This is a genomic window from Martelella mediterranea, assembly GCF_021021415.1.
GTDB lineage: Bacteria > Pseudomonadota > Alphaproteobacteria > Rhizobiales > Rhizobiaceae > Martelella > Martelella mediterranea_C.
On the sequence record NZ_JAINWJ010000026.1, the window covers coordinates 1 to 15,828 of the forward strand.

17 protein-coding genes are annotated in these 15,828 nt (G+C 60.7%); 13 read left to right on the forward strand and 4 right to left on the reverse strand.

Annotated elements, in window-relative coordinates:
• Positions 1 to 204 precede the first annotated feature (204 nt).
• Genes K7H91_RS15470 through pxpB form a run of 4 tightly spaced genes read right to left on the reverse strand, consistent with a single transcriptional unit; the run spans position 205 to position 2,993 of the window.
• Positions 205 to 978: a LamB/YcsF family protein gene (locus tag K7H91_RS15470; protein WP_230721169.1), complete on the reverse strand. Its 774-nt coding sequence runs from the start codon at positions 976 to 978 to the stop codon at positions 205 to 207.
• Position 979: 1 nt separating this feature from the next.
• Positions 980 to 1,351 carry a biotin attachment protein gene (locus K7H91_RS15475; protein WP_230721170.1) on the reverse strand — a complete coding sequence of 124 codons (372 nt, stop codon included), beginning with the start codon at positions 1,349 to 1,351 and terminating at the stop codon, positions 980 to 982.
• On the reverse strand, positions 1,348 to 2,331 hold the full coding sequence (locus K7H91_RS15480) for a biotin-dependent carboxyltransferase family protein (RefSeq protein ID WP_230721171.1): 984 nt from the start codon (positions 2,329 to 2,331) through the stop codon (positions 1,348 to 1,350). The genes K7H91_RS15475 and K7H91_RS15480 overlap by 4 nt, the downstream gene beginning before the upstream one ends.
• A complete protein-coding gene (gene pxpB / locus K7H91_RS15485; RefSeq protein WP_230721172.1) occupies positions 2,331 to 2,993 on the reverse strand; it encodes a 5-oxoprolinase subunit PxpB in 663 nt (220 codons plus the stop codon). The genes K7H91_RS15480 and pxpB overlap by 1 nt, the downstream gene beginning before the upstream one ends.
• Positions 2,994 to 3,021: 28 nt before the next feature.
• On the opposite strand from pxpB, the gene K7H91_RS15490 reads away from it, so the two are divergent.
• The 13 genes from K7H91_RS15490 (at position 3,022) to K7H91_RS15550 (ending at position 15,823) form a co-directional block, all read left to right on the forward strand.
• Entirely contained in the window at positions 3,022 to 3,210 is a 189-nt protein-coding gene (locus K7H91_RS15490; RefSeq protein ID WP_230721173.1) for a hypothetical protein, read from the forward strand.
• A 456-nt stretch (positions 3,211 to 3,666) separates the two neighbouring features.
• Positions 3,667 to 4,647, forward strand: coding sequence for a TRAP transporter substrate-binding protein (locus tag K7H91_RS15495; RefSeq protein WP_230721174.1), 981 nt, complete (start codon positions 3,667 to 3,669; stop codon positions 4,645 to 4,647).
• A 116-nt stretch (positions 4,648 to 4,763) separates the two neighbouring features.
• Positions 4,764 to 5,276, forward strand: coding sequence for a TRAP transporter small permease (locus K7H91_RS15500; RefSeq protein ID WP_230721175.1), 513 nt, complete (start codon positions 4,764 to 4,766; stop codon positions 5,274 to 5,276).
• A 16-nt stretch (positions 5,277 to 5,292) separates the two neighbouring features.
• Positions 5,293 to 6,585, forward strand: a complete 1,293-nt coding sequence (locus K7H91_RS15505) for a TRAP transporter large permease (RefSeq protein ID WP_230721176.1) — start codon at positions 5,293 to 5,295, stop codon at positions 6,583 to 6,585.
• Between the two features lie 194 nt (positions 6,586 to 6,779).
• A complete protein-coding gene (locus K7H91_RS15510; RefSeq protein ID WP_230721177.1) occupies positions 6,780 to 8,015 on the forward strand; it encodes an aminotransferase class I/II-fold pyridoxal phosphate-dependent enzyme in 1,236 nt (411 codons plus the stop codon).
• A gap of 12 nt (positions 8,016 to 8,027) precedes the next feature.
• Positions 8,028 to 8,684 (forward strand): RraA family protein, encoded by a 657-nt coding sequence (locus K7H91_RS15515; RefSeq protein WP_230721178.1) that lies wholly within the window; start codon positions 8,028 to 8,030, stop codon positions 8,682 to 8,684.
• A gap of 113 nt (positions 8,685 to 8,797) precedes the next feature.
• Positions 8,798 to 9,703: a LysR family transcriptional regulator gene (locus K7H91_RS15520; protein ID WP_230721179.1), complete on the forward strand. Its 906-nt coding sequence runs from the start codon at positions 8,798 to 8,800 to the stop codon at positions 9,701 to 9,703.
• Positions 9,704 to 10,303: 600 nt separating this feature from the next.
• Positions 10,304 to 11,161 (forward strand): NAD(P)-dependent oxidoreductase, encoded by an 858-nt coding sequence (locus K7H91_RS15525; RefSeq protein WP_230721180.1) that lies wholly within the window; start codon positions 10,304 to 10,306, stop codon positions 11,159 to 11,161.
• Positions 11,162 to 11,240: 79 nt separating this feature from the next.
• A complete protein-coding gene (locus K7H91_RS15530) occupies positions 11,241 to 11,921 on the forward strand; it encodes an RraA family protein (protein ID WP_230721181.1) in 681 nt (226 codons plus the stop codon).
• Between the two features lie 27 nt (positions 11,922 to 11,948).
• The gene (dctP, locus tag K7H91_RS15535) at positions 11,949 to 13,055 is read left to right on the forward strand and encodes a TRAP transporter substrate-binding protein DctP (RefSeq protein ID WP_230721182.1); all 1,107 of its coding nucleotides are present in this window, start codon (positions 11,949 to 11,951) and stop codon (positions 13,053 to 13,055) included.
• 109 nt (positions 13,056 to 13,164) lie between these two features.
• Positions 13,165 to 13,722, forward strand: coding sequence for a TRAP transporter small permease (locus K7H91_RS15540; RefSeq protein ID WP_230721183.1), 558 nt, complete (start codon positions 13,165 to 13,167; stop codon positions 13,720 to 13,722).
• A gap of 20 nt (positions 13,723 to 13,742) precedes the next feature.
• Complete coding sequence (locus K7H91_RS15545) at positions 13,743 to 15,029, forward strand: TRAP transporter large permease (protein ID WP_230721184.1); 1,287 nt, start codon at positions 13,743 to 13,745, stop codon at positions 15,027 to 15,029.
• Positions 15,026 to 15,823, forward strand: a complete 798-nt coding sequence (locus K7H91_RS15550) for an amidohydrolase family protein (RefSeq protein ID WP_230721185.1) — start codon at positions 15,026 to 15,028, stop codon at positions 15,821 to 15,823. Before K7H91_RS15545 ends, K7H91_RS15550 begins: the two co-directional genes overlap by 4 nt.
• Positions 15,824 to 15,828 lie beyond the last annotated feature (5 nt).

A 15,828-nucleotide genomic window follows, 5' to 3' on the forward strand; every position in this document is an offset into this window, starting at 1 on the left:
TTCGGTTTTCGGTCGAGAAATGATGGAGATCTGGTGGAGATCGATGAACCAGCTCTCTCAAGCGCGTGCGCCCGGGTCAAGGAACTGACCAGGGCTCCCCGGCGGCGATCGCCTTGACCAAGTCGATCCTGGACAAGGTGCTCCATGAGCAAGGTGCCGCTCGCTTTGAAAGCGGAGCGCCCCCAACTCGCCTAGTCCCACCGTTCAAAGGTCTGGATGTTGCCTCAGGCCCGACACCGTGAAACCTGCCGTCTCGACAGCAGCTCGGATGGACCGGCCGAGATCGACGGCTTTGGGCGTGTCGCTGTGGACCAGGATGGAGTGCACCTGTGTGCGAATGGTGTTGCCCTCAATCGTGTCGATCGTGCCTTCAACGATTGCCTGGGTCACGCGTCGCGCGATTGCCTTCGGGTCCGCGATGACGGCGCCATCCACATTGCGGGCCACAAGCCGGCCCGCATCGTCATAGGCGCGGTCGGCGAGGAACAGGCAGGCAACGCGCATTCCCGCCTTGCGCGCAGCCCGTTCGGCTTCGGTGTTCGGAAGGGTCACCACAATCATCTCGGGATCGAAAGCCTTGTAGGCCCGGATCAAAGAGGCCGCCAGCGCGGGGTCGGCAAATGACATGTTGCCGAGCGCGCCATGGGCGCTCACATGGCTAACCTTGCGGCCGCGAGCGCCCGCAATCGCCTGCAATGCACCAAGCTGATAGAGAACCATGGTTTCCAGTTCGCGGCTATCCATCGGAATCTGACGGCGCCCGAACCCCATGCGGTCGGCAAAACCCACATGGGCGCCGATATCGACGCCATTGCGAACGGCAATCCGCACGGTCTCATCCATGATCAACGGGTCTCCGGCATGGAAGCCGCAAGCGATATTTGCCGACGAGACGATGGACAGAAGCGCTTCGTCATCGGCAATGCGGTAGGGGCCAAACCCCTCCCCCAGATCCGAATTGATGTCGATCATCCGCATTCTAGATCTCCTCATACTCAAAAAAAACCTGACCGAATTCCACAGCCTCTCCCTCCCGGACAAGAGGAAGGCCAAGGCGCGTTTCCCGGTGGGCCAGAACCGGAAACGCCAGCGGTCCCGCATCGATAAAAGCAACCACATCGCCAGCCGAAACCGCCCCACTCCTAACCTGTTCAGCGGCGCGAAACAGGCCGGGCGCCTCCGCCGCAACGGTGTTCCTGGGTTGTTTGCGCGCACGGTCCGGAACACTCCCCTCCGCAGCAGCGGCGGCAAGCCGGACACGGAGAGAAAAACTCGTCATGTTCACGTCCAGGCCGTACGCGCCCGCCGCGCGCTTGCGCTCTGCAAGCGCCGCAACTTCAGCTGGTTTCACGGCTTGGACCTCATGGCGGCGAGCGATATGAAATGTGCGACCTTGCGAAGGAAAGCGTCCTCCTCATGGGCGGCAGCCAGCGCCTCGCGCTGCGAAACCTCAACAAAACGAACCGCCTCACCCGGCCTCGATTGGGCCAGTCGCCTCAAATCGGTTGCGATGATCACGCCGAGCCGCGGATAGCCTCCTGACGTATTGCCATCGGCCATCTGCACGACCGGCTGACCTGAAGGTGGAAGCTGCACCACGCCCGGCAGAATGCCGTGAGAAAAGAGCTCCATCGGCGCTTCAAGATGCAGTTGCGGACCGGAAAGGCGATAGCCGACGCGGCTATTGTTTCTCTCGAGCCGCCATTCGCTCTCCCAGAAGGCATCGCGGCTTTCCGGGGTAAACGCATCATATTCGGCGGCAGTGAGAATACGCAGGATTGCCGGCTCGTGAGGCGTCTTTTCAAAAAGCCTCGGCGAAAGACCGAAGCCGGCCTCGGACCCGTTGGTCGCAGGCGCGGGATTGGCGGCGGGATTGATACGCAGGCGATCATCCGGCCGAAGCGCCCGCCCATCGAAGCCGCCGAAACGGCCTTTCAGATCAGTGCTCGCAGAGCCAAAGACAGGCTCGACGGACAAGCCGCCGGCCACAGCGAGATAAGCAAAAGAGGCGTCGCGCGGCGGCTGCAGGGCAAGCACGTCGCCCTTTCGCGCCAGCATTGTCCACCAGGGTGGCACGGCGCGCTCACCAAGCCGCGCATTGCAGTCGCCCCCGGTCAGGGCGAAAACCATATCCTGCTCGAAGCGTATGGTAAGGCCGGAAGCGGCAATCTCGATGCCTGCCGCCCCGGGTTCATTGCCGAGCAGAAGGTTCGCGAGTTTGAGGGCAAGCGTATCCATGGCGCCGGTCAGGCCAACGCCGGACGCGCGATAGCCGGGACGCCCGAGGTCCTGAACGGTAATCATCGGGCCGGAGGCAAGCACCGTTATCATCAGCGCACCTCCTGAATGCGAAAGCGTATACGGTCGCCAGGCGACAGCAGAATGGGCGCCTCGCGATCCGGGTCGAAGAGCCTGATTTCCGTTCCCCCGATGATATGCCAACCGGACGGGGAATCGCAGGAGATAACGCCCGTTTGCGCGCCGCCGATCACCACGCTGCCCGCTTCGACGCGCGTGCGCGGCACGTCGCGGCGCGGGGTTGCAAGACGCTCATCCATGCCGGCGAGATAGGCGAAACCGGGCTGCGACCCTAGACAATAGACCGTGCATTCGCTGGCTGCATGGCGTTCGGCGACAGCCTCGACGGAAAGGCCGGCGTGGCGTGCCACCTCCTCCAGATCGACCCCTGCTTCGCCGCCATAGCAAACCGGGATCTCCACGACGCGGCCTTGCCTGCGGCTCACGTCCAGTGTTGACCATGCCTCTTCCACAGCAGCGCACATGTCTTCGAAATCGGCACGTTCGGGGTCGTAAACCAGAAGAAGATTGTTCATGCCCGGGACCGCTTCGCGGACATGCGGCCAGCCGGCCGCAAGCTCGGCCAGGCTCCAGATGCGCTCCTGGACCGCATGGTCGAGCTTCTCGCCGGCCGCATCGCAATGGATGGCCGCCTCGCCGAATGGGCTGAAGCGCAAGGGTTGGGTCTCATGCATCCTGCGGCTCTTTCAATAAGCGCTCCAGATGGTGGATGCTGCATCCTCCGGCCATGAAGCCTTGGTCATCAAGCAAGCGGCGGTGCAGCGGAACATTGGTCTCTATGCCCTCCACGACTATTTCACGCAATGCGCCGCGCAACCGCGCGAGCTCCTCCGCATTGATGCGGCACTCGATGGCATGGCCGGTAAAAACCAGATTCTGCTGGGCAAATGAAAGGGGCTCGCCGCGCGCGATGTCGTATCACCTTCGGTGATTTCCAGCTCAGCTATTCCACCTTTCCGGACCAGGTCGATATAGGCCTTGATCTTGTCGATTTTCACGGTTTCGGTCTCCAAGATTACCAATGAAGTCATGGCCAAAACCGAACGCGCAAAAAAGCGATAAATTCGCATTTTGAATCATTCTTAAATCAGATGGTTGAACCTCCGCAGTCCAGCAAGCCCCGCTACCGGTTTTGAAAGACATGACTATAGGCAGAGGTTTTGCCGGCATGCCTTCTGACGCCAGCACGAGAAGGCACCACAAAAAACTCATGAATTAAAGAGATATATTATGATAAATTATTATCGCTATTCAGAATAGAATTATTATGAAACTCTCTATAGCTGATAATGAAGGGCATTTCCGCACAACTCTTGACCTTGCCCTCAACGCAAAAAGGGGAAATCCATGATCAAATCCTTGCTCTCGGCCGCACTCACCGCATCGTTGATGCTTGGCGCAACATCTGCCATGGCGCAGACCAGCTGGGATCTGCCGCTTGCCTGGCCGGCCGACAACTACATTACCGAGAATGAGCAGATCTTCGCCGATGAGGTCAAGGAAGCGACCAATGGCGACGTCGTCATCACGCTGCATCCCGGCGGTTCGCTGGGCTTCAAGGGGCCGGAGATGTTTTCCGCCGTGCGCGATGGTCTGGTGCCGATCGGCGACATGCTGCTCAACCAGCAGGTCGGTGAAAACAAGCTGCTCGGCCTTGAATCCCTGCCCTACCTGATCGGCAGCTTCGACGAGCTTCGCGAATTCCAGAAGCCTTACCGTCCGCTCCTCGACGAGGTGTTCGGCGCTGCCAACCAGAAGGTGCTCTTCACCATTCCGTGGCCGCAGCAACAGATCTTCACCAAGAAGGAAATCAACACGATCGAAGACATGAGCGGCATCAAGATCCGCTCCTACGACAAGTCCTCGACGGAGATTTTCAAGGCCGCCGGCATGACGCCGGTACAGCTTCCCTGGGGCGAAGTCATTCCCTCGCTGGCCGCCGGCGCCATCGATGCCGTCGCGACCTCCTCGCCATCCGCGATCGACGGCGCATTCTGGGAGTTCCTGGGCTACGCCTACCCGACCCGGCAGACCTGGAACACCAATGTCGTCAGCGTAAACCTTGACGCATGGAACGCACTGACCAAGGAACAGCAGGACCAGATTTCGGCAATCGCCGAGGAACTGGAACCGAAGTTCTGGGCGGCAGCACAGGAAGTCGACGCCAACGCGATGGAGACCCTTGCCGACAATGGCATGGTGATCGGCACGCTTTCGGAAGAGACCCGCGATGCGCTTCGCGAGCGTGCAGCGCCGCTGCGTGAAGCTGCCCTCAACGAAATGGGCGACAAGGCGAAGGCCGTTGTCGAAGAGTTCCAGAACCAGTAATCGAGACTTGCGCCGGCCCAACAGGCCGGCGCAATCCGTTTGACCGCCCACGTGGCGCTCGCATGGCAGGCCTGCGACAAACCGCGCCCGCCTCGCTCTTTCCAGGAGAGAAACCGATGTGGCAGGCCGTCAATTCGCTGGTCGATCGCTTTTCCCGCATGCTCGCCTATCTTTCAGGCGCCGCGATCCTGCTCATTGCCGTCATGCAGATGGCAGAGATCATTCTTCGCAATTTCGCCGGCATAAGCCTGCCCTTCGTCTGGGAATACGCATCCTATCTTCATATCAGCGCCATCTTTCTCGGTGCGGCCTTCACGCTCAGGACCGGCGGGCATATCCGCGTCACGCTGGTGCGCGGCCTCAATCCGCGCCTGTTCGAAATCGTTGCAACCATAATCGGACTGGCAATCTCGTCCTACCTGACAAAAGCACTTTTCGGGATGGCATGGGGCTATGGCGCGACCGGTCGCACATCCGGAACAATCAATGACGTCCCACTCATCATTCCGGCAATCTTCGTCTCGGCAGGCGCGGCGATGCTGACTGTGCAACTCGCGCTTCGCCTCGTTCAGGCGGTCATAGGCAATCCGCTCGTGGTGCCGTGGCACGAAACCGCGCGCGCCGAGTGAGCGGAGGGAAGCAGAAATGATGCCGATTGTTACAACGATTCTCCTGTTCCTGGTGCTGCTGACAAGCGGTGCCTGGGTCGGACTTGCCCTGATGGGCGTGGGTATCGGCGGGCTCACCCTGTTCCGCTCCCTGCCCGTGGACAAAATTCTGGCGCAGACCGTGTGGAACGGCCTCACCTCGCCGGAACTGGTGGCCCTTCCGCTCTTCATTCTCATGGCTGAGCTTCTGTTTCGCTCACGGTTCATTGACGGGCTTTTCAGCGCGCTCGAACCATGGGTGCGCCGCCTGCCCGGTGGCCTGTTGCATACGAATGTCATCGGCTGCACCTTCTTCGCGCTGATCTCGGGCTCTTCCGCCGCGACAACCAGCGCCGTCGGCCGTATTACCGTGCGCGAACTGGAAAAGCGCGGCTATGAACGCTCGATCGTCATGGGATCGCTGGCGGGCGCCGGTACGCTGGGCTTCCTCATCCCACCAAGCGTCATCCTGATCATCTACGGCGTCCTTGCGCAGACCTCGGTGCTGAAGCTTTTCGCGGCGGGCATTCTGCCGGGGCTGCTGCTCGCCTGCATGTTCATTCTCTATCTTGCCATTCGCGCCATCGTCCTCAAACGGCAATACGAACCGGAGCAAGACGCGTCGGAAAACATATGGAAGGAGCGTCTTCGCGCCTTTCCCACCCTGCTGCCCTTCTTCATCCTGATGGGCGTGCTGCTCGGCTCGATGTATGGCGGTCTGGCAAGCCCGTCGGAGGCGGCCGCCATCGCTGTCTTCACGACCCTTGTGATCATGGCGGTCGAGGGTACGCTCAGCGTCAAGGCCGTGACCGATGCCTGCCTCGGCACGGCCCGAACCGCGAGCATGCTCGGGCTCATCATCGGCGCGGCCTCGTTCCTTTCAACAGCGGTTGTCTATCTCGGGCTGCCACAGGCGATTTCCGCGCAGATCAACGCGCTTGATCTCAGCCCGATGATGCTGATTGCGCTTCTGGTCGTGATTTATATCGTTCTGGGCTGTTTTCTCGAAGGCATGTCGCTCATCGTCATGACGCTGCCGATCGTGCTGCCGCTGGTCACGAATGTCGGCTACGACAAGGTATGGTTCGGCGTTTTCCTCGTCATCGTCGTGGAAATGGCGCAGATCACCCCGCCGGTCGGCCTCAATCTCTTCGTGATCCAGGGCCTGACGGGCGAGAAGCTCGGGCGGATCGCCAGGGCGGTGCTCCCCTTCTTCCTGATCATGATCGCCTTTGTGTTCCTGTTGGCGGCATTCCCACAGATCGCGACCTTCCTGCCCGGCAAGCTCTGATTCCCGGCAGATAAAAAACGTCCTGCAAAGGCTGAAATCCCGGCTTTGGAAGATGCCGGCAGGCAGAGAAGAGCAACCTTTAATTAAGTCGAATTATTCATTATAAAACATAAATAATTATCGCTATTATTCATATTTTTGTTTGAATATGATCTTTCAAAAGCCGCAAGGCGGCATGCGACGAGGTACTTGAAATGACGCTGAAACTGGCCGAGAGGGTCGTAAAGCTGAAACCGTCGGCGAGCATCGCCGCCAAGAAAATGGTGACGGAGCTGGAGGCGGCGGGCCGGAAGATTCTCGATTTCACCCTTGGCGAGCCGGACCAGCCAACGCCCGCGCACATCATCGAGGCGGCGATTTCGGCGATGAAGAACGGCGAGACGCATTACACCGCATCCGCGGGAACGCCAGCGCTGCGCGATGCCGTGGCCCGAAAGATCGTCCGGGAAAAGGGGTTTGCCTGCAAGGCCGAGAACGTGGTCATCGGCTGCGGCGCAAAGCAGCTCATCTATGAAGCATTCGCCGCCACCGTCGAGCCGGGCGTGGAGGTCATCGTTCCCGCCCCCTACTGGGTTTCCTATCCCGATATCGTCGGATTGCAGGGCGGCAAGGCCATAACCGTAACCTGCGGCGCGGAGCATGACTTCAAGCTCACGCCGGCGGCACTCGAAGCTGCCATAACGCCTGCGACGCGCTGGCTGGTGCTGAATGCCCCCAACAACCCCACCGGCTCCTACTACGCACATGAGGAGCTTGCCGCGCTGGCCGATGTGCTGCGTCGCCATCCGCATGTCTGGATCATGACGGACGAGATTTACGAGAACCTGTTCTACGAAGGCGAACGCTCGCCGAGCATCATCGAAGTCGCGCCGGACCTGGCGGACCGCTCGCTTGTGATTAGCGGGGTCTCGAAGGCCTATGCGATGACGGGTTGGCGCATCGGCTATGCGGTCGGCCCCAAGCCGCTGATCGATGTCATGACCAAGCTCCTCAGCCAGAGCACCACCTGCCCCAGTTCCATCAGCCAGGCTGCGGCCGTCGCCGCGCTCGACGGCGACCAGACCTGTGTGGAGGAAGCGACGGCGCTCTATCGCAAGCGCAGAGACAGGATGGTCGAGCTTCTCGGAGAGGCCCCCGGCCTCGAAGTGCGCGCGCCTGCCGGCGCCTTTTATCTATACCCCTGCGTGGCGGGCCTCATCGGCAAGACCACGCCGGGCGGAAAGACGCTCGAGACCGACACGGACGTCGCGCTCTACCTGCTGGAAGCGGCAAATGTCGCCGTTGTGGATGGCGGCGCCTACGGGCTCTCTCCCTATATCCGCCTCTCCTTCGCAACCGGCATCGAGACCATCGAGCAGGGCTGCGCCAATGTCGTTGCCGCCTGTGAGGCGCTGTTTGAAAACAAAACCCGCCAGTCGGGCACCGCTTGAAGGAACCGAATCATGATCGGAAACCGCATCTTCCCGAACGCAACACACGCTGACCCCGCGATCATCGAAGCCTTCCGCGCCAGCGCAACGGCGATCATAAGCGACAATCTCGAACGCCTCCCCGGGGCTGTCGGGCTGCGCCCCTTCCACAAGATGGACGGCGTAATGGTGGGCACGGCCCTGACCGTGAGGGTGCCGGCTGGCGACAACCTCCTCATTCATAAAGCGTTGGACCAGATGCAACCCGGATACGTTCTTGTCGTCGATGGCGAGGGGCATGAGAACCGTGCTCTTGTCGGCGAAATCATGACGTCCATCGGCGCATCGCGCGGGGCCGTCGGCTTCGTCATCAACGGCTCGATCCGCGACGCCGGCGCGCTCGCGCAGAACCCGTTTCCGTGTTTCGCCCGCTCTGCCGTCCATCGCGGCCCCTACAAGAATGGTCCCGGCGAGATCAATGTTCCGGTCTCCATCGGCGACTTCGTCATCGAACCCGGCGACATTGTCGTGGGCGACGAGGACGGCGTGGTCGCCTTTCCGCAGTCCATTGCCGCCGAATTGCTGAAGGGCGTCCGCGCCCAGGAAGCGAAGGAGGCCGAGATTATGAAGAGCATTGCCGATGGCACCTATAAGGGCGCCTATGGCAAGCCGGCCGGTCCTGCTGCCTGACAGAATCCGGCATCACCCGCCTCCCTCTGAAGGCTTGCGGGCTCTTGCCCGCGCCGGCAAAATCCGCAGAGTGTATGCCGGACCTGCAAGGCCGGCAGAGGGAGCGCGACCGCTTGATTACCTTCAAACAGCTTGAAGCGATATACTGGATAACCGAACTTGGGAGCTTCGCAGCGGCTGCCGACCGCCTCAACACGACCCAGTCGGCAATCTCGAAGCGGGTGCAGGAGCTGGAACAGCAGTTCAGCGTCGAAATTTTCGACCGGTCGAAGCGCACCGCGCGCCTGACAGAGAAGGGCGCGGAAATCCTGCACTATGCCAAGTCCCTGCTTGAGGAGCGCGACAATTTCATCGAGCGCGTCAGCTCAAACCAGGTTTTGATCCGGCACTTCCGGATCGGGGTCACGGAGCTGACCGCCATGACCTGGCTTCCCCAACTCGTGAAGGAAATCAAGACAGAATATCCGCGCGTCAGCATCGAACCGGAGGTCGAACTCAGCGCGACGCTTTTCGACCGCCTGATGGACGATACGATCGACCTGATCGTCATTCCCGACGTCTTCAACGATTCGCGCTGCGTCGTGACGCCGCTGAAGGCCGTGGAGAATGCCTGGATGTGCGTGCCGGAACTTGATCCGGGCGGGGAAACCTTGTCGCTCGAGGATCTGTCAAATTTTACCATGCTGGTTCAGGGCACCCGCTCCGGCACGGGTCTTATCTACGGCCGCTGGCTTGCCGAGCATAATATTATCCCCTCCAAGACGATCTATTGCGAAAGCATGTTGGCGCAGATCGGTTTCACGGTTTCAGGCCTCGGCGTCAGCTATCTGCCCGTGCCGGTGACCCGGCAGCTCGTTCGGGATGGAAGGCTGAAGCACCTGGCCATGCGCGGCGATCTGCCAAACATTCGCTACGCCGTGCTGTACCGTCACGACCGTAGTTCCAGTTTCAAGAAACGCATTGCCGACATGGCGCAACAATGCTGCGACTTTCGCACCTTCTTCGCCGAATCCAGCTAGCCTCCAACGTGATCCATTCAGGGGCGGGACACGTGCAGTTCTAAATCATAGGGCCACCGCCGTCTTCGCGCGCTTGATCGCGGTCAGAGCGACTTCTGCTTTGAAGGCGGGATCGGCTTTGCGGCGTTCTCTTCTTGCCCTTTGGTTCCGTGATCGCATCATGATGACGAATGCCGCACCGAAAACCACTTATGCCGCCTCGCAAGTTTCCCTCGAGCCATTCCACCTCAAAGCGAGTGTAAATCCGGGGGCGGGTCAGCAAGACCGGAAGCACGGTGTGAGGCGGCCTTAGCTAAGGTGTTGCGGACCGCGTGGAGATGCAATCGCCATCTGCCGCAAACACCGAGAAATTGTGAGGAATACCCATGTCCGTAATGAAGGTAATAGACGTCCCCCATCTTGGCGGGGCGAAGGTAGGGTGCCGTTTCAGCGGCGAATACACCTGAGATCGGTGAGGCCTGAAATGCGGATATAGAAATGCAAAATAAAAACATTATAAGTGATCACTGGGAATAAAACCTCAAAAAACTCCGACATTCAGATTTTTCAGTTGCATTTTGTATCCAAAAATGGATTATCTCGTTCCGAAGGGGAGATTCCATGACTGTAATTGCCGCCGCCAGCAAAATCGTCATCATCGGATATGGAGAGGTCGGCCGCGCCTTTGGCGATCAGTTGGAGAAAATGGGCGAGCGGCCTCTTTATGTCGATCCAGTCGCAGCCCCCAGGGATCCGAAGCATCAGGTCGTCCCCGCCTTGCCTGACCATATTGAACCCGGGTCGCTGGTGCTCGGCGTGTTTCCCTCCGCCGTCGCCGCCAGCGTGGCGCGCGAAGTCGCGAAGCGGGCTGGCGCTTTCACCTATGTCGACCTGTCGACTTCGCCGATGACGCTGATGCGCGACTGCGATGCTATTCTGGCGGGCACGGAGGTTGCTTTCGTCGATGGCGCCATCATGGGCTCGGTCGATCTGTCCGGCGCGGGCTCGCCGATCATTCTTTCAGGCGCTGGGGCCAAGAGCGTGTCCGCGGCGCTCAATCGTCTTGGCTTCAACACCCGCGCAATGGCCAATTCTCTCCCGGGAGAAGCCGGCGGGTTGAAGCTCCTGCGCACGCTGATGTCCAAGGGGATCGAGGCGCTGGCTGTCGAGTGCTATGCGACCGCGCAGCGCATGGGGCTTGAGGCGGAGTTGCGCGAAAACCTTGCCGATATCAGCGCACGGCCCTTTCCCAATCTGCTCGATGCGATGGTGCGGACACATGTCCTGCATGCCCCGCGACGCGAGCATGAGGTCGAGGACGCCATCGCCCAGGCGCGCAGTTTCGGGCTGCAGACGCCGGTGTCCGACGCGGTTCTAGCCGCCTATGCGAGGACATCACAGCGAATTGCGGAAGAAAGCCCCACCCCGCCGGCCAATGTAGCGGAGGCGGTGCGCTGGCTTTCCGCAGGTCTGTCGTGACCGGGCGTCGCTTACGCCGCCCTCTGAAAGCCCGGCGGCCGCTTCCCACACACCACCATTTGACTATCGGAGAGAAGAAATGACTGCCGGCTTCAGAATTCATGCCCGCAAATCCAGGGTGGAAAGTGCGCTTGTGGACGGGTTTGCAAGCCTTCCCGTCGCCAATGTCTCGGACGCGATGAACCGGATGACCGCCGCCGGATCGCGGTTGCGTCCGTACCATGCCGAAGGGCGGATCATGGCTGGTCCCGCGCTGACGGTAAAAACCCGTCCCGGCGACAATCTGATGGTGCACAAGGCGATCGACATGGCGGAAGAGGGCGATGTCATCGTCGTTGACGCCGGCGGAGACCTGACCAACTCGATCATGGGTGAGATCATGGTCTATCTCGCGCAGGAAAACCGCGTGGCCGGGTTCGTGATCAACGGCGCGATCCGTGATGCCGAGGAAATCCGCGAAAGCGGCATGGCGATGTTTGCCGCCGGCGTCTCCCATCGCGGCCCCTACAAGGACGGCCCCGGCGAAATCAATGTTCCGGTTGCCATCGACGGGATGGTGATTAAGCCCGGCGACCTGATCCTCGGCGATGGCGATGGCGTGCTCTGCGTTCCGGCCGGTGAAGCGGCGGAAATCCTTGAGGCTGCGCGCGCAAAACAGGCCGCGGAGCAGAAGGAGATCGCCGCGATCCGCAACGGCACGGTCGACCGCAGCTGGGTGAATGAAATTCTGGCGAACCGCAACGTTGAATATTTCGACTGACAGTTAACACTCTAGGAGGAGAAAACCATGGAAAAGAAAACACTGACAGCGCTTGCCGCGGCGATGACCCTGGCGCTTGCCGCCCACGGATCGGCGCAGGCCGAGGTGACCGAGGTGCAGTTGCAGGAACTGGCGAAGACCTTGCCGGAAAAGACCCAGGTCTCGGTGCTGGCGATCGACAGCAGCACGTCGGAATGGAGCATGCTTGAGAAGCCCTTCTGGGAGGAGGTCGTGCCGCGCCTCAGCGACGGTCGGATCGACGTCAAGCTCAGCTCGATCACCGAGCTGGGCGTGCCCGGCTCGCAGATGGTTACGCTGGTGCGCTCGGGGGTCTACGACATGGCCGATACCGTGGCATCCTATGCCAGCGAAAACATGAAGATCCTGGATGGTATGGATATTTCCGGCGTCACGCCGACGATCGAGGGCGTGCGCGCCAGCAGCGACGCCTTCATGCCGGTCATCAACGAGACCCTGTCGAAAAAGGCGGGATCGGTTGCGCTCGCAAGCTGGCCGACCACCGGGCTCGTTCTGTGGTGCGGGGCAAAGGTTGAAAGCCTCGAAGACCTGAAGGGCAAAACCGTTCGCGTCTTCAGCGGCACGCAGGCCGATCTGATCACCGCGCTCGGCGCGACGGCGGTTTCCATGCCGTTTGCCGAGATGGCGCCGGCCCTGCAGCGCGGCGTGATTGATTGCGGCATCACCGGTACCGCCAGCGGCAATATCGCCAAGCTGCCGGAGGTCACGAAATATGTCTATGCGCTGAACACAGGTTGGGCCCCGCAGATCAGGATTGTGAATGAATACTGGTTCAACAAGCAGGCGCCCGAGGTCCAGGAATGGCTGCGCCTTGCCAGCGAATATTTCGAGCAGGAAATGGCCTGGCCGACGCAGATCCGCAACCACAATATGGGCCTGTGGTGCACGGCCGGCGACGCGCAGTGCGACGATAGCGGCGCGTTCCAGAAATATGATGCGACCGTCACCGTTCCGACCGAGGCCGAACTGGCCGAAGTCGCAAGGCTGACGCAGGAGAAGGTGCTGCCGAATTTCGCCCGCAACTGCGGTGAGGCCTGTGTATCGGAATGGAATGCAACGATCGGCGAGCTTGTCGGGATTGAGATGAAGCAGTAGAGCCGGTTGGCAACGGGGTCCGGTCGGGTCAAGAGACCTGATCGGCCCCTTTCCCTTTCGGCATCGCAGCTCCGATTTGTCTGAAACCGTTGACGTGGAAACGCCGCATATGACCTCCGCACCCGTTCTGAAGAAGCGCTCGCTGTTGCAACAGGTAACGACCCTGGCCTCCCGCGCCGGCGGTTATGGCCTGCTCGGCATCGCTGCGATGATTTGCGTGGATACGATCTCGCGCAAGCTGTTCAAGGTCTCGATTACCGGGTCGACCGAGATCACCGGTTTCGTTTTCGCCTTTGCCACCGGCGTTGCGATTGCGTATGCGGCGCTGTTCACCGCGCATATCCGGCTCGATGTCGTGCAACGTCTGTTGCCCACCCGCCTTCGGGGGTCGCTCGATGTGCTGGCGGCGCTGACCATGCTGATCGGCGCGGCCATCCTGAGCTGGAACGAGTGGCTTCAGCTGAAGGAGGCCCTCGAATTCGATGCGACCTCGACCTTGCTCAATATTCCGCTGGTCTATCCGCATGCGCTCTTCCTGCTCGGGCTGTTGCTTTTCACGCTGGTCTCGGCGCTCGTCCTCATCGGGCTGTTGCGCAGGTTTCCCAGGACGGTTGAGCACCCGGGCTCTGAGGGACATCAAAGCCTCGAAGACCTCGGCGACCTCTAGAAAGCCCCGGAACAAAAGCCATGTCTATTCTCGGATTTATCGGCAGTCTCTTCGGCCTGATCGCGACAAGCATTCCCGTCGGGATTGTTCTTCTGTTTGCGGGTATCCTTCTCAGCCTGTTCTGGCTGCCCGTCAACATCATCTCGGTGATCGGGATCACCACCTGGGAAACGGCCACCAACGACTTGCTGGTCGCCATTCCGCTGTTCATTCTCATGGGCGAAATCATGCTGCACAGCGGCAGCGCATCGTCCATGTACCGCGCCTTGCTGCCGTGGCTGAACCGCCTTCCAGGCGGGCTGATGCACACCAATATCGCCGCCTGCACCATGTTCGCCGCCACCTCCGGCTCCAGCGTGGCCACGGCCGCCACCGTGGGCACCATCGCCTTTCCCGAGATCGAGAAGAACGGCTACAATGAGCGGCTGTTCCTCGGTACGGTCGCTGCCGGCGGAACGCTGGGCACGCTGATCCCGCCGTCCATCAATATGATCATCTATGGCGCGATCACCCAGACCTCGATCCCGCAGCTTTATCTGGCGGGCTTCATCCCCGGCATATTGCTGGCGCTGATCTTCATGCTGGCGGTGATTATCTGTTGCGTGTTCTTTCCGTCCTGGGGCGGGCGGAAAGAGACCTATGGCTGGGCCGAACGGCTGGGCAGCCTGCCGCAATTGCTGCCGATCTTCTTTATCTTCATCGTCGTGGTCGGTTCGATCTATGCCGGCGTCGCCACCCCGACCGAGGCCTCCGCGCTCGGCATTGCCGCTTCCCTGATCCTCAGCGCCTTCAACGGCACGCTGTCTATCGCCATGCTCAACAAGGCGATCGAAGGCACGATGCGTTCGACGGGCATGATCATGCTGCTCCTGATTGGCGCCTATTTCCTGAACTTTGCGCTCGGCATGTCCGGCTTTATCGAGCAAATCACGGACTATATTTCCGGTCTGGCGATGCCGCCCCTGGCCGTTCTGTGCATTATCATCGTGTTCTACATGGCGCTCGGCTGCGTACTGGACGGGATTTCGATGATCGTGCTGACGGTCCCGGTCACCGCGCCGCTCATTATCGGCCTCGGCTATGATCCAGTCTGGTTCGGCATCATCCTGATGATGGTGATCGAGGCCGGGATGATCACGCCGCCGATCGGAATCAATTGCTACGTGGTTCAGGGCCTGCGGAAATCGGGGTCGCCAAACGACGTTTTCATCGGTATCCTGCCCTTCCTCGGCGCGATCATCGCCATGATCGGCCTGATGATCGCATTCCCGCAGATTGCGCTCTGGCTGCCGGAAAGCCTGCAATGACCACGAACACCGCTTCCGGCGCCTGGGACTGCCATTTTCATATCCTCGATGCCGCAGCGCCGGTCGTCGCCAATGCCGTCATCGCGAACCGGACTGCCAGTTGCGCCGACTATCGGGCGGCGACGGACGGGCTGGGTCTGACCCGCGGCGTGCTGGTGCAGCCTTCGCTCTACGGCGGCGATCATACGGTCCTGCTGCGCGCGCTCGCTGAACTTGGCGCGGGCTACCGCGCGACCGGCGTGATCACGCCGGATGTCGATCGCGATGCGCTTTCAGCGTGGCACGCGGCCGGGATGAGGGGCGCGCGCTTCAATCAGGTTCAAGCCGGCGCGACGCAGATCGAAGACATGTCAAAAACCGCGGCGCTCGTCCGCGATCTCGGCTGGAGCCTTGAACTGCACCTGCCCGCCAGGGAGCTCTCCCGCCATCATGAGATGCTCGCCGATCTCGGCGTCCCGCTTGTGCTCAACCACCTCGGCCGCTGCCGTCCCGGTCATGGCACGGATCTGGAGGCGCTCCTGCGGCTTTATGAACTGCCGCATGTCTGGGTCAAGCTTTCGGGCCCTTACCATGAGGATGTGGACGACCTCTCCTGGGCGCATAGCCTTGATGTCGCAAAGCGGCTGATCGCCACCGATTCCTCTCGGCTCATATGGGGAAGCGACTGGCCGCATGTGACCGAGAGTAAGCCCCCGGACTTCTCGAAGCTCCTCTCTTTCATTCGCACGGCGGCCGACGATGAAACCGTCCTGCGCCGTATCATGTCGGAAAACCCTCAGACGCTCTATCGTTGAAGCGC

Coding starts and splice junctions, on each gene's coding strand:
- K7H91_RS15470 (WP_230721169.1), bottom strand. CDS start 978: ATGCGGATGATCGACATCAATTCGGATCTGGGGGAGGGGTTTGGCCCC.
- K7H91_RS15480 (WP_230721171.1), bottom strand. CDS start 2,331: ATGATAACGGTGCTTGCCTCCGGCCCGATGATTACCGTTCAGGACCTC.
- pxpB (WP_230721172.1), bottom strand. CDS start 2,993: ATGCATGAGACCCAACCCTTGCGCTTCAGCCCATTCGGCGAGGCGGCC.
- K7H91_RS15490 (WP_230721173.1), top strand. CDS start 3,022: ATGGTGGATGCTGCATCCTCCGGCCATGAAGCCTTGGTCATCAAGCAA.
- K7H91_RS15495 (WP_230721174.1), top strand. CDS start 3,667: ATGATCAAATCCTTGCTCTCGGCCGCACTCACCGCATCGTTGATGCTT.
- K7H91_RS15500 (WP_230721175.1), top strand. CDS start 4,764: ATGTGGCAGGCCGTCAATTCGCTGGTCGATCGCTTTTCCCGCATGCTC.
- K7H91_RS15505 (WP_230721176.1), top strand. CDS start 5,293: ATGATGCCGATTGTTACAACGATTCTCCTGTTCCTGGTGCTGCTGACA.
- K7H91_RS15510 (WP_230721177.1), top strand. CDS start 6,780: ATGACGCTGAAACTGGCCGAGAGGGTCGTAAAGCTGAAACCGTCGGCG.
- K7H91_RS15515 (WP_230721178.1), top strand. CDS start 8,028: ATGATCGGAAACCGCATCTTCCCGAACGCAACACACGCTGACCCCGCG.
- K7H91_RS15525 (WP_230721180.1), top strand. CDS start 10,304: ATGACTGTAATTGCCGCCGCCAGCAAAATCGTCATCATCGGATATGGA.
- K7H91_RS15530 (WP_230721181.1), top strand. CDS start 11,241: ATGACTGCCGGCTTCAGAATTCATGCCCGCAAATCCAGGGTGGAAAGT.
- dctP (WP_230721182.1), top strand. CDS start 11,949: ATGGAAAAGAAAACACTGACAGCGCTTGCCGCGGCGATGACCCTGGCG.
- K7H91_RS15540 (WP_230721183.1), top strand. CDS start 13,165: ATGACCTCCGCACCCGTTCTGAAGAAGCGCTCGCTGTTGCAACAGGTA.
- K7H91_RS15545 (WP_230721184.1), top strand. CDS start 13,743: ATGTCTATTCTCGGATTTATCGGCAGTCTCTTCGGCCTGATCGCGACA.
- K7H91_RS15550 (WP_230721185.1), top strand. CDS start 15,026: ATGACCACGAACACCGCTTCCGGCGCCTGGGACTGCCATTTTCATATC.